General features: G+C 32.1%; 13 protein-coding genes. 10 read left to right on the top strand and 3 right to left on the bottom strand.

Annotated features, from left to right (window positions below):
• The first annotated feature begins 36 nt into the window (after positions 1-36).
• Positions 37-1,860: an oligoendopeptidase F gene (pepF, locus tag WBF61_RS03090; protein WP_424253801.1), complete on the top strand. Its 1,824-nt coding sequence runs from the start codon at positions 37-39 to the stop codon at positions 1,858-1,860.
• Positions 1,861-1,980: 120 nt separating this feature from the next.
• Here the strand turns inward: pepF and WBF61_RS03085 are convergent, their stop codons facing one another.
• Both WBF61_RS03085 and WBF61_RS03080 read right to left on the bottom strand, forming a co-directional pair.
• Entirely contained in the window at positions 1,981-2,649 is a 669-nt protein-coding gene (locus WBF61_RS03085; protein ID WP_424253799.1) for a DsbA family protein, read from the bottom strand.
• Positions 2,650-2,804: 155 nt separating this feature from the next.
• Positions 2,805-3,398, bottom strand: a complete 594-nt coding sequence (locus tag WBF61_RS03080; RefSeq protein ID WP_424253797.1) for a CYTH domain-containing protein — start codon at positions 3,396-3,398, stop codon at positions 2,805-2,807.
• 191 nt (positions 3,399-3,589) lie between these two features.
• On the opposite strand from WBF61_RS03080, the gene WBF61_RS03075 reads away from it, so the two are divergent.
• The 7 genes from WBF61_RS03075 (at position 3,590) to WBF61_RS03045 (ending at position 9,514) form a co-directional block, all read left to right on the top strand.
• On the top strand, positions 3,590-4,243 hold the full coding sequence (locus WBF61_RS03075) for a GTP pyrophosphokinase (protein ID WP_424253796.1): 654 nt from the start codon (positions 3,590-3,592) through the stop codon (positions 4,241-4,243).
• A gap of 38 nt (positions 4,244-4,281) precedes the next feature.
• Positions 4,282-5,094, top strand: coding sequence for an NAD kinase (locus WBF61_RS03070; RefSeq protein WP_424253794.1), 813 nt, complete (start codon positions 4,282-4,284; stop codon positions 5,092-5,094).
• Positions 5,084-5,977, top strand: coding sequence for an RluA family pseudouridine synthase (locus tag WBF61_RS03065; protein ID WP_424253792.1), 894 nt, complete (start codon positions 5,084-5,086; stop codon positions 5,975-5,977). Before WBF61_RS03070 ends, WBF61_RS03065 begins: the two co-directional genes overlap by 11 nt.
• Before the next feature lie 28 nt (positions 5,978-6,005).
• Complete coding sequence (gene mgtE, locus WBF61_RS03060; RefSeq protein ID WP_424253790.1) at positions 6,006-7,370, top strand: magnesium transporter; 1,365 nt, start codon at positions 6,006-6,008, stop codon at positions 7,368-7,370.
• A 91-nt stretch (positions 7,371-7,461) separates the two neighbouring features.
• The gene (locus WBF61_RS03055) at positions 7,462-8,472 is read left to right on the top strand and encodes a ComEC/Rec2 family competence protein (protein ID WP_424253788.1); all 1,011 of its coding nucleotides are present in this window, start codon (positions 7,462-7,464) and stop codon (positions 8,470-8,472) included.
• Positions 8,473-8,475: 3 nt separating this feature from the next.
• Positions 8,476-8,739 carry a hypothetical protein gene (locus tag WBF61_RS03050; protein ID WP_424253786.1) on the top strand — a complete coding sequence of 88 codons (264 nt, stop codon included), beginning with the start codon at positions 8,476-8,478 and terminating at the stop codon, positions 8,737-8,739.
• Between the two features lie 64 nt (positions 8,740-8,803).
• Complete coding sequence (locus WBF61_RS03045; RefSeq protein WP_424253784.1) at positions 8,804-9,514, top strand: 5'-methylthioadenosine/adenosylhomocysteine nucleosidase; 711 nt, start codon at positions 8,804-8,806, stop codon at positions 9,512-9,514.
• 52 nt (positions 9,515-9,566) lie between these two features.
• Here the strand turns inward: WBF61_RS03045 and WBF61_RS03040 are convergent, their stop codons facing one another.
• Complete coding sequence (locus WBF61_RS03040) at positions 9,567-10,001, bottom strand: GNAT family N-acetyltransferase (RefSeq protein ID WP_424253782.1); 435 nt, start codon at positions 9,999-10,001, stop codon at positions 9,567-9,569.
• 146 nt (positions 10,002-10,147) lie between these two features.
• Between WBF61_RS03040 and WBF61_RS03035 the strand changes: the two genes are divergently transcribed.
• Positions 10,148-11,185, top strand: coding sequence for a M42 family metallopeptidase (locus tag WBF61_RS03035; protein WP_424253780.1), 1,038 nt, complete (start codon positions 10,148-10,150; stop codon positions 11,183-11,185).
• 22 nt (positions 11,186-11,207) lie between these two features.
• A complete protein-coding gene (locus WBF61_RS03030; protein ID WP_424253778.1) occupies positions 11,208-12,323 on the top strand; it encodes an AI-2E family transporter in 1,116 nt (371 codons plus the stop codon).
• The last annotated feature ends 207 nt before the right edge of the window (positions 12,324-12,530 follow it).

The following is a 12,530-nucleotide window of genomic DNA, read 5'->3' as shown; positions in this document are numbered from 1 at the left end:
AAATTAAAAGTGGATAAAATATAGGGAGGTAAATTAATGAGCGATTTTAAAAAACTGCCAAAACGTAAAGACGTTCCTGAAAAATTAAGTTGGAATTTAAAGAATATTTTTGAAACAGATGAAGAATTTTATAAAGCTTATGAGGAATTAGAACAAAAGATAACACGTATATCAAATTTTAAGGGAAAACTAGGTCAAAGTTCGGACTTTCTTTTAGAAAGTCTTGAATGCATTTTAAAAATTTCAAATCAATTAGAAACAATTTATGTTTATGCTCACTTAAAAAATGATCAAGATACAACAAATTCGATTTATCAAGCGATGTTCGAACAATCCTCGCTTTTAGCAACGAAAATAAGCGAATCTACATCTTGGTTTGAGCCAGAAGTCCTAGAAATTCCAGAAGAAACGTTGAAGATATTTCTAAAAGAAAATAAAGACTTAAATATGTACCAACATTTTATTGATCAGTTGACTTCCTCAAGAAAGCATATTTTAACAGCTGAGGCAGAGTCTTTATTAGCAGGAGCAAGGGAGATATTTGGCGCTTCTAGTAAAACATTTAATGTTTTAAATAATGCGGATATACAGTTTCCTATTATAAACGATAAAGATGGCAAAGAGATCCAACTGACTCATGGTATATATGGTCAAGTAATGGAAAGTACAGATCGATTGCTGAGAGAAGCGGGTTATAAAGCTCTATACAAGGTTTATCAAGGGCTAAATAATACGTTTTCGAGCACTTTATCTTCTCATGTTAAGTACCATAATTATAACGCGACAGTTCACCATTATAAATCGGCAAGAGAAGCTGCGTTGGCTGCCGGACATATACCAGAAGCTGTCTACGACACATTACTAACAGTCGTTGATGATAATCTATTTTTGCTTCACCGCTACGTAAAATTAAGGAAAGAACTTCTTTCGGTTAATGAGTTGCATATGTACGATATGTATACACCAATTATGGGGGAAGCAACTCTTAAATTTACTTATGATGAGGCAAAAGAGACTGTTTTAGCAGCGCTAAAGCCATTGGGGGACGAATATCTGGCAGTATTAGAAAAAGCATTTGATGAACGCTGGATAGATGTAATAGAGAATGAAGGAAAAAGAAGTGGGGCATACTCATCAGGAGCCTATAGTACTAATCCCTATATATTATTAAATTGGCATGATTCATTAAACCATTTGTATACTTTGGTTCACGAATTGGGTCATAGCGTTCATAGCTACTTCACACGAAAAAATCAGCCGTATGTTTATGGAGATTATTCAATATTTTTAGCTGAGATAGCCTCAACAACTAATGAGAATCTTCTTACTGAATATTTATTGGAGACTCAAACTAAACCCGAGATACGTGCGTACATCTTAAATCACTATTTAGATGGATTCAAAGGAACAATTTTCAGACAAACACAGTTTGCAGATTTTGAGCATTTTATACATGAAGAATCAGCAAAGGGAACCCCATTAACTGCAGAATTTTTAAATCAGGCATACAAAAAACTGAATGAACGCTATTATGGCTCTGATGTTTCAGAAGATTCAGAAATTGCTTACGAGTGGTCTAGAATCCCTCATTTTTATTATAATTACTATGTTTATCAGTATTCTACAGGTTTCTCCGCAGCGACTGCGCTTGCTGATAAAATTTTAAAAGATAAATCTGGCAAGTCTTTAGAAAAATATTTAATTTATTTGAAATCTGGAAGTAGTGATTATCCAATCGATGTGATGAAAAAAGCAGGAGTGGATATGACTAAGAAAAACTATATACAAGAAGCGATGAATATTTTTAAAATTAGATTAGATGAATTGGAAAAAATTGCAAGTAATAAACTAACTAAATAATAGTTATTAATGTTGGTGTATAATCACCAACATCTATATATTTTATATAAAAAAAAAGCACCCCTCAGGTTGAAGGGTGCTTTTTTTAAAAACTATGATAGAGTGTATTTGTGTTGGAAATTAGAGAACATAAAAACTATTCTTTTTTTCAATTCCGTTTAAAAAAGTTGCTGGAAGATTATTATTGGTTTCATTACATAATAATTTCAGTGTATCAAAACTAATATCTTCTTCAATTAGTATACCATGGTTGGAACTCTGATCATTAAAAATCACACAGGAAGGATTAGAAAGAACGTGCATCTCACGAGCGACCTTTTGATCTGCTTCAAAAGCGGCTTTAGCAAATTCTGATTGTTTATCTTCAAAGAACATTTCAAGATCTAAGTTGCATTTAGTAGCGGTATCATGAAGTAATTTTTTTGAGAAAGGTTGTTTATCAACGGTAATTGCTTCTTGTAGACCCATTAAAAATAGACGACCTTTCTTTTTACCTTGCATTGATGCAGCAGCATACGCTAGGCATGCTTCATAAATTTGATAAAAATGCTTATTTCTTAATTCTAAGTCACTTTTCGGTAGTTTTTTTGCTTTCATATAATCAGAAAATGTTTTGAAATTGTGGACAGGGATAAAGTGAAAATGAATTTTATTTTCACTTGACTCGATAAAGTCCAACAATCCTTTTTCCGCTTGGTAACATGCAGATCCAATAGGGTTGATGAATAAATAAATTTCAGTCACTTGTTTAAATTGATTCCCTTTACTCGAATACATACGTGTCAACATGCTATTTCACCTTTACTTTGTATAGTATTAAAAACATTGTTGCTCTATTTGCAACACCCTTACTTTATCAAAGAATCAAAAAAAATAGTACCAAAAAGACTTAAGTTAAATTTTAATTTTTTTTTAGTAGTCACAGTTTTGCCACAATTTTACTTTTATTGATTCTTATTAGTCTTTAAGGATTCTTTAATCATCCTGACAATTTTATTTTGGGAAGGGGCTTTCTTTAAATGATGTTTCTTTAAAAATACTTCAAAATCAATTTTCCCAGTCATTGCATCCTTTACTTCGAATTCTAGTTCAAAATCTGTTTTGTTTCCGTAAAAACTTTGATCCAGTACGATTAAACCTTTTGAGGTTTGTTTTTCAAAGCGTTTAGTTTTTAATGAACCGATTAGATGAACAGTTGTAGGATCTATATTTAATTCTCTAAGTTTCTTAGCAACATGACCAGTAGAATCAATTTTATTTTTAAGTAACAAGGATTTAGACTCGGCTAATGATAAATAATCCGTTGTTTCTAATAAATGAGAGTTAAATGGAGTTTTAAGAGTTAATTCGCCAGAATTTTCAAGAATTCTAATTCTCAAACCGGCTTGTATCATCTTCAACTCCCAAAGAGCAGTATCGAAGTAATGGTTCTCTTGTTCGAAAAAATCTTTGTCTTCTACATTATAATAATCAAGAAGCTTATAATATTCTTGGGCGGTTAATTTATTTTTAAATTCTATTTCAAGTTCCTCGCTCATCGTTTTGACTCCTTTAATTGGTTTGATTATAAGATACTTTCTTTTATATTGAGTTATTTATAGGATAGCACATATCATAATTTAAGTGAATTTCGAATAGTTCTTATTTTTAACGGAATATGTTAAAATAAGTAAATATGCAATCTTTAAGCTAATGAGTTTAAAAATGAGTGATAAAGAAGGTTGAATTAATGGAAGAAGAAATGAATTGGAAAGAATTTTTAATACCTTACCAACAAGCAGTTGATGAATTGAAAGTTAAGTTAAAAGGAATTCGAAAGCAATTTGGGAAAGAAAATTTGCATACTCCAATTGAATTCGTTACTGGAAGAGTAAAACCGGTAGATAGTATCCTAGCTAAAGCAAAATTACGAAATGTCCCATTAAAACATTTAGAAACTGACATGCAAGATATAGCTGGATTAAGAATTATGTGTCAATTTGTAGAAGATATTCACGAAGTAGTACGTTTATTAAGAAACCGTAATGATATTAAGATTGTTGAAGAACGCGATTATATTACAAATAAAAAAGAAAGTGGTTATCGCTCATACCATATGGTTTTTGAATATCCGGTGCAAGTTATTGAGGGAGAAAAAATTATTTTGGCTGAAGTTCAAATAAGGACTCTGTCTATGAATTTTTGGGCTACTATTGAGCATTCTTTAAATTATAAATATCAAGGAGAGTTTCCAGAAGATATTAAAATACGATTAAAAAGAGCTGCAGAAGCAGTGTTTCAACTGGATGAAGAGATGTCTCAGATTAGAGAAGAAATCCAAGAAGCTCAGCAGATGTTTTCATATAATCAACGAGATAAAGAAAAGAACAAGCACACAAAATAACTATTATCTTGGCGGCATTAAGAGTGGAGGGAAGAGCTGTGAAAATAGCTATTGTTCATAACAATAACGAAAAGTCTTTAACATTAGCAGCAGAGTTAAGAATAATGTTAATCGAAAAGGGGATTCAAATAGATAGTAAAAGTCCCGATTTAGTTATTACTATAGGTGGTGACGGAACATTGCTATCGGCTTTCCATCGTTATGCGCATCTATTAGATCAAATTCGTTTTGTCGGAGTGCATACAGGACACTTAGGTTTTTACACAGACTGGCGTGATTATGAGCTTCCAGATCTAGTAGCAAGCTTGATTGAGGACAAAGGCGAAAGCATCAGTTATCCACTATTAGATATTAAAGTAACATACCAAGGAAAAAAAGAATCATCGCATTTTTTAGCATTAAATGAATCAACAATGAAACGTGTTGATGGAACGATGGTTTGTGATGTGTTCATTAAAGATGAGTTATTTGAAAGATTTAGAGGAGATGGGCTGTGTGTTTCAACTCCTACAGGTTCAACAGGATACAATAAGTCAGTCGGAGGCGCCATTATTCATCCTAGACTAGAAGCTATTCAGTTGGCAGAGATAGCTTCAATAAATAATCGGGTTTTTAGAACGTTGAGCTCACCCATGATTGTTGCTCCGGATGAATGGATTAGAATTAAACCTATCACAACAGATGGATTTATACTGACAGTTGATCAATTGTCATCATCTGAAAAAAATATCGTCGAATTACAATACCGAATAGCAAACGAGCGAATTCATTTTGCTCGATATAGGCATACCCATTTTTGGAGTAGAGTAGAAGACGCGTTTATTGGAGCGAAAAATAAATATGAAGTTTAATTGGTTATATGAGTTACCAGAAAAACAGCAAGTAAAAACATTTTTAAGAACTAAAGGTATTTCGAGAGGGTTATTAGCAAAAATAAAATTTCAAGGTGGTAAAATAGAGGTTAATGGTCATGAAGAAAATGCAGTCCATTATCTTGTAGCGAATGATAGAGTAGAAGTGACGATACCAGATGAAATTGGACACGAAACAACCGTTCCAATAAATATTCCTATAGATATCATATATGAAGATGCACATATCTTAGTTGTAAATAAACCCTATGGTGTGGCTTCAATACCCTCAAAAATCCACCCTGAAAATACAATGGCTAATCGAGTAAAAGGATATTATGTCCGACAAAATTATATTGACCAAGTGATTCATATCGTTACGCGTTTAGATAGAGATACAACTGGTTTAATGTTATTTGCTAAGCATGGTTATGCTCATGCTTTATTAGATAATGAACTAAAATTAAAGCAATTACATAAAAAGTATGTTGCTCTAGTAACTGGTAAAATGAGAGATAAAGGACATGGAATAATCCAAGAACCAATTGGTATGCCAGAAGATTCTATTATTAGAAGAATTGTTCATCCAAAAGGTAAAGCAGCTTTGACAGAGTATTGGACTAAAGAAAGCTTTGATGAAGCGACTCTTCTTGACGTCCAGCTACACACGGGAAGAACGCATCAAATCCGGGTTCATTTTTCGCATATTGGTTATCCTCTAGTTGGAGATGACCTTTACGGTGGTGAAAAGAATCAATTTATTAAAAGACAAGCTCTACATTGTCATCAATTAGATTTTATTCATCCGTTTACAGATGAAAAAATTTTACTGGAGTCAAATTATCCAGAAGATATAGCGGAATGGCTTAAATACAATAAATGAAAAAGTCTTTTAGAAAGGGGCGATATTATTGAATGAAGCACAATTAGAAATGGAAGAAAAATTAGCTTTGTTGAAGCTCTATCTAGAAGAAAAAAAACTAGAAGAATTTCGCTTGGAATTTTTATCGTTACATGTTTATGAACAAGGCCAATATTATTTGTCGTTAACTGAAAGAGAAAGACGACAAATGTATTTTTATCTCTCACCAAGAGAAATGGCAGATATGTTTGAAATTCTTGAAGAAGATGAAGAATCTGTTGAGGTTTATCTTAAAGAAATGGATCCTCAATATGCTGCTGACATGTTGAGTGAGATGTATACAGATAATGCAGTAGATATTTTAAATCAATTAGACAAAAAAGATTTACGTAAATATTTGAGTATGATGACCATCGATAATTCTGATGAAATTAAAGAATTGCTTCACTACGAAGATGAGACTGCTGGTTCAATAATGACAACTGAATATGTTTCGGTAACGGTAACGCAAACTATTGGAGAAGCTATGCGCACTTTAAAAAATAAGGCGTTAGAAGCTGAAACAATTTATTATATTTATGTTATCGATACGGCTGAGAAACTAGTAGGGGTCATTTCTTTAAGGGATTTGATTACTCATGAAGATAATGAATTAGTCTCTGATGTAATGGGAGATCGTCCAATTACAGTAAATGTAGCAGATGATCAAAACGATGTTGCTCAGACGATTAGAGATTATAACTTTCTAGCTGTTCCAGTTGTAGATAATGAAGATTATCTTTTAGGGATTATTACGGTTGATGACATCATTGATGTTATTGATGAAGAAGCTGCAAGTGATTACTCTGGTTTAGCCGGGGTTGATGTTGGCGAGCAATCAGAGAACCCTTTCGTAGCAGCTTCTAAACGGTTGCCTTGGCTAATTACACTATTATTTTTAGGAATGGGAACAGCAACGTTAATTAGTCGATATGAGGTTTTAGTAAGTGAAGCTAGTATTTTGGCTGTATTTATATCTCTAATTACGGGTACTGCTGGTAACGCAGGAACCCAGTCGTTAGCGGTAGCGGTTAGGAAATTAGCGGATAATGATGATAAAAATAAAAGTTTTGTACGTTTAGTTATTAGTGAAGCTTTAACGGGTGTTATAACTGGCTTAACAACAGGAATTACGATTTTTCTAGTAATTGGTATTTGGAAGCAAAATTTCATCTTAGGTTTTGTCATCGGAACAGCTATGCTTTTTGCAATAATTGTAGCAAACCTAGCAGGGAGCTTGATTCCAATTTTAATGGATCGTATAGGATTTGATCCTGCAGTTGCAAGTGGACCATTTATATCTACATTAAGTGATTTAACCAGTGTTTTGATTTACTTTAACATAGCAGCTTATTTTATGAATTTTTTTATCTAGCTATGATCTATAAACACGGAATAATAGAAAAAATAACAAGGCAACTTTCTTTATTGAAAGTTGTCTTTTAACAGTAAAGGATTGAAATAAAGTGGTTTATCGGAAAAAAAAGAGAAAACTAACGAAAAAGCAACAGAAGCAACAAAAGAAAATTACACTACTTGTTTCTATTATTCTTTTTTCTTTTATTTTTGGGTTATTTGTAGGGAAAAATGATAATCCAGGAAATACTCTCATTGAAAAAGCAGAACAACTTAAAAAAGAGTGGATAGCACTAATTCAAGAACGTTCTCCTAAAGTAAGTGAAAAAAATACAACAAAAAATCAAAAAGCTCAAATTCATTTTTTAGATGTAGAACAGGGATCCTCAACTCTAATTCAATCGGATGACGGAACGACTATCCTAATTGATACGGGTCGTTACGAAGATAAGGACAAAAGAATCATGACTTATTTAGATCATTATATTGGAACCGGTGGGAAAATTGATTTGCTTATTTTCACTCATAATGATTCAGATCATATTGGATATGGCGACTTAATACTGAAGTATTATGATGTTAAAGAAGTTTGGATGAATGGATATGATTCAACTAGTAAAATCTACGAACGTGTATTGGATGCAATCGAAAATAGTTCAACTCGGTATGTTGAACCTAAAAGTGGAGATACTCATCAAATAGGGCCATTCTACTTAGAAGTGTTTAATCCTACTCCTAAAGCAAGAAATAATCCTAATGATGACTCTATTGTAACGAAGATTTCATTTAATGAGTTCAGAGGACTGTTTAGTGGAGATGCTTCGTCTAGTGTTGAAAAAGATATAATAGAAACTAGGGAAAACTTAAATGCTGATTTACTTTTAATGGGACATCATGGGTCAAATACAAGCACGAGCGAAGAATGGATAAAAGCTATAAGCCCTGAAATTAGTATTTATTCAGCAGGGATAAATAATGGTTACCGTCACCCTGGACCAGAGGCAATTAGTCGGTTGGATGAGTTAAACATACCCACATATGGTACAAGTAAAGATGGAACTATTAGTATCGAAGTTAGTAAGAATGGAATGTTTACTATTGAAACTGAAAAGGAGGAATAAGTGATGCGAGCTATTTTTGAAGAAATAGAAGAGACTATTGCTCGATTGATTCCTGATGATGGAAGTAACCCAATAGAAATAAAAAGATGCGAATTACCAAAAGAAGCAGTTTTAGGTGATGTGTTTGAAATATATTTTGATTCAGAGCAAAGAATAATTAGTAATAAAATTTATTTGATTCCAAACGAAAGAATCCAACGGTTGGAAAAAATGAAGTTAAAAAGAGAAACTTTACTTAAAAAAAATAATGAAAAAGCTAAAAAATAAAGAATAAATTAAAAAAATTAATCTTAAACTAGCGTAAATAATAAATAAGAATAGAGGGTAAAAAATGAGAATCGCAATTATAGCGGCTATGGTAGAGGAAGTTAAGCCTTTACGCGAAAAGCTAGAAAATAAAAAAACGATTAAAATAGCTAACGCCATATTTGATCAAGGATTTCTAGATGGAAATGATGTTGTTTTAGTACAATCTAGAATTGGTAAAGCTAACGCTGCGATGTCAACAGCTATACTAATAGAACGTTTTGCACCTGATTTTATTATAAATACTGGTTCAGCAGGAGGAATGGATCGTTCTTTATCCATTGGAGATATTGTTGTCTCAACAGAATCAATTTTTAGCGATGTTGATGCAACGATCTTTAATTACGCTTTAGGACAAGTACCGGAAATGCCCGCTAGCTATAAAGTAGATACAAAGTATATTAAACTCGCGTTAGCTGTTTTTAAAAAAATGAAAACTAATAAAAAAATGGAATGTGGATTAATTCTCACAGCAGATTCATTTATGAGTAATAAAAAAAGAGTAGAAAATATCCGCAAACATTTTCCCACTGCGAAAGCATCAGAAATGGAAGGAGCTGCTATACACCAAACAGCCTATCACTATGGTATTCCGTTTATTAATATCAGAAGTTTATCTGATATAGCAGGTGAAAATGCAGGGTCAGATTTTGAAGAAAATGTAGATTTTGCGGCAGAATCAGCTATGCATTTTGTTGAAAATTATGTGGATGAATTAGTAAAAATAGGCAAATAAAAAAAGTGACGAGGATATTTCTCGTTACTTTTCATTTTTAATCATATATAAATTAACCTAACTGTTTAATCATATCGTGATGAGGAATTCCGGCATCTAAGTAGCCTTCACTATTAATTAGATAACCTAAAGAGGAATAGAATTCAATAGCATGATCTTGAGCACCTAAAATTAAAGATGTACGGTTATTTTCAATAGCAAAGCGTTCTATTTCAATCATAGTTTTTTTGCCTATTTGTTTACCACGGTAGTTTTTTAAGACTGCTACTCGCTGGACTTTGTAAGTTTGTTGATCCATTGGTAAAAGTCTAGCTGTAACAACTGGGATTGAGTCTAAATAGCCAATTACATAAGTGGTTAAAGCTTCATATTCGTCTACCTCCATTTCAGAGGGGACATTTTGTTCATCTACAAATACTTTATTTCGAATAGATAAAGAATCTTTATAGACGGTTGAATTTAAATCAGTTGACCAAGAATAAATCATAATGAACCTTCTTTCTAAGATAGTATGGGTCTAACAATAACATATAAAAAAAGATGTTTCTACAAAAATTGAAGGATGTGAATCATTCTTTATTTTGAACGATGAATAACATATAATAAGGATAATAGTGTAATGGAGGTAAGAAAATGAGCAATCAAACAATTGAGTGGATAAAATATTTAACAAGTATTCCTTCTCCAACTGGGAATACGAGTGAAATTATAAAAAATATAGAACGTATTATTTCAAATTTAGGATATGAGTCTTTTGAGAATAATAAAGGCAGTTTAATAATAACGGTGAAAGGGAAAAATCATAAAAAGCAGCGACTAGTAACAGCGCATGTAGATACACTTGGGGCGATGGTCCGTGCAATAAATCCAGACGGTCGATTGAAAATGGATCTGATAGGAGGATTTCGTTACAATGCAATCGAAGGAGAGTATTGTACTATCCATACTACTAAAGGTAAAACTTATACTGGCACAATACTTTTGCATCAAACAAGTGTACATGTTTATAAAGAGGCTGGTACTGTTCAAAGAGATCAGACAAATATGGAAATTCGAATTGACGAGAAAACTCAAAGTAAAGAAGAAACGCAACGATTAGGAATTGAAGTAGGAGATTTTATCAGTTTTGATCCACGTACCGAAGTAACAAAAAACGGTTTTATTAAATCACGTCATTTAGATGATAAAGTAAGTGTTGCAATTTTATTAACATTTTTAAAAAAAATAAAAGAAGAAAGAATTGAACTGCCTTATACAACTCATTTTTTTATTTCTAATAATGAAGAAATTGGTTATGGAGGGAATTCCAATATTTCTGAAAAAATCGTAGAATACTTAGCGGTGGATATGGGAGCGATAGGAGATGATCAACAAACAGATGAATACTCTGTGTCAATTTGCGTTAAAGATAGTAGTGGCCCCTATCATTACTCGCTAAGGAAACAATTAACAAATCTTTGTATAGAAAATACTATTCCTTATCGTCTAGACATTTATCCATTCTATGGAAGTGATGCCTCAGCTGCTATGAAGGCAGGAGCAGATGTGCGTCATGCTCTAATCGGTGCAGGTATTGATGCTAGTCATGCTTACGAAAGGACTCACACGTCTTCAATTGAATCGACAGAAAAGCTAGTAGAGAGCTATCTATTAAGTTCCATGATTGATTAACTATAAAAAAGGAGATAGAACAATGGAACTTTTTAAGAAATCGAAATTAATGTTTTGGTCTATTTGGTTATTAGTTATTGCTACTTTAATATTTATGTCAACAAAAATTGACTTTATATTCCAACCAATTACTACCTTTGTTTCAACTTTATTTACACCAATATTGGTAGCAGGATTTTTATACTACCTTTTGAATCCAATTATTAACTTAATGGCGAAAACAAAAATAAAACGTAAGCATGGGATCATAATTATTTTGCTTTTATTTATAGGAATTGTAGCAGTTTTAATCTTTTCCGTTTTGCCCGTATTAGTCAAACAAATTGGTGAATTTATATCAAATGTTCCAGAATTAATAAAAGCGCTTGAAGAATATTCTAGGGAACTAATTAAGCAACCATGGTTAAAAGATTTTAATATAGAAAAGTCAATGAATGAATTAGATTTATCAATTGGAAATATTGCAGATACTGTATTTTCGAGTATTACAAATAGTGTAGGATCAATCGTTGGGGCAGTAGCCAATACGACTATCGTTATTTTTACAACTCCTATCATTTTGTTTTATATGTTTAAAGATGGACAACATTTTAGACCAGCAGTAGCTAAGTTTTTTCCTAAAGAGTTTAGAGGACAGCTAATTGAATTACTTGGCCAAATGAATAATACAATTGCCTCTTATATCAGTGGACAATCATTAGTTTGTCTAATAGTTGGAATATTTACTTTTATTGGTTATTTAATTATTGGTATGCCTTATGCATTGCTGCTAGGAATTATTGCAGGAATTACGAATATTATTCCTTATGTCGGTCCGTATATTGGTGCTGCACCAGCAGTTATTATAGGTTTAACGATTTCTCCAACTAAAGCGATACTAGTAGCATTAGTTGTTGTGGTTGTTCAACAGGTAGATGGAAACTTTATATCACCAAACGTAATTGGAAAAACTTTAGCTATTCATCCTCTAACCATTATCGTGATTCTCTTAGTTGCTGGTAATTTAGCAGGTCTTTTAGGTATGATTCTAGGTGTACCATTTTATGCAGTTGTTAAAACCGTTATTGTTTATTTACATGATATGATAAATATTAAAAAAAGACATTTAAACTTACAAACAGATGATAGTAGAAAGTAATACAGTTTTTTTAAAGGATCATTTACTGTATATGGTTACTATAAAGAAGTATCTAAGTGTCATTAAAAAGACATTTTGATGCTTCTTTTTTTAAAAAAAAGACTCCATTTTATAGTAGAGATATGATTTTTTATAAGTGAAATGATTCTTTATGTTTCCATTTTTTCTATTATTGTGATATAGTCAACTAGTGTTTAGTGAATAATA

The organism is Carnobacterium sp. (genome assembly GCF_049673005.1).
Classification (GTDB): domain Bacteria; phylum Bacillota; class Bacilli; order Lactobacillales; family Carnobacteriaceae; genus Carnobacterium_A.
Note: the sequence above shows the minus strand (reverse complement) of the source record. Positions and strands in the feature narration are given on the sequence as shown.

Coding starts and splice junctions, on each gene's coding strand:
- pepF (WP_424253801.1), top strand. CDS start 37: ATGAGCGATTTTAAAAAACTGCCAAAACGTAAAGACGTTCCTGAAAAA.
- WBF61_RS03085 (WP_424253799.1), bottom strand. CDS start 2,649: ATGTTGACACGTATGTATTCGAGTAAAGGGAATCAATTTAAACAAGTG.
- WBF61_RS03080 (WP_424253797.1), bottom strand. CDS start 3,398: ATGAGCGAGGAACTTGAAATAGAATTTAAAAATAAATTAACCGCCCAA.
- WBF61_RS03075 (WP_424253796.1), top strand. CDS start 3,590: ATGGAAGAAGAAATGAATTGGAAAGAATTTTTAATACCTTACCAACAA.
- WBF61_RS03065 (WP_424253792.1), top strand. CDS start 5,084: ATGAAGTTTAATTGGTTATATGAGTTACCAGAAAAACAGCAAGTAAAA.
- WBF61_RS03050 (WP_424253786.1), top strand. CDS start 8,476: ATGCGAGCTATTTTTGAAGAAATAGAAGAGACTATTGCTCGATTGATT.
- WBF61_RS03045 (WP_424253784.1), top strand. CDS start 8,804: ATGAGAATCGCAATTATAGCGGCTATGGTAGAGGAAGTTAAGCCTTTA.
- WBF61_RS03040 (WP_424253782.1), bottom strand. CDS start 10,001: ATGATTTATTCTTGGTCAACTGATTTAAATTCAACCGTCTATAAAGAT.
- WBF61_RS03035 (WP_424253780.1), top strand. CDS start 10,148: ATGAGCAATCAAACAATTGAGTGGATAAAATATTTAACAAGTATTCCT.
- WBF61_RS03030 (WP_424253778.1), top strand. CDS start 11,208: ATGGAACTTTTTAAGAAATCGAAATTAATGTTTTGGTCTATTTGGTTA.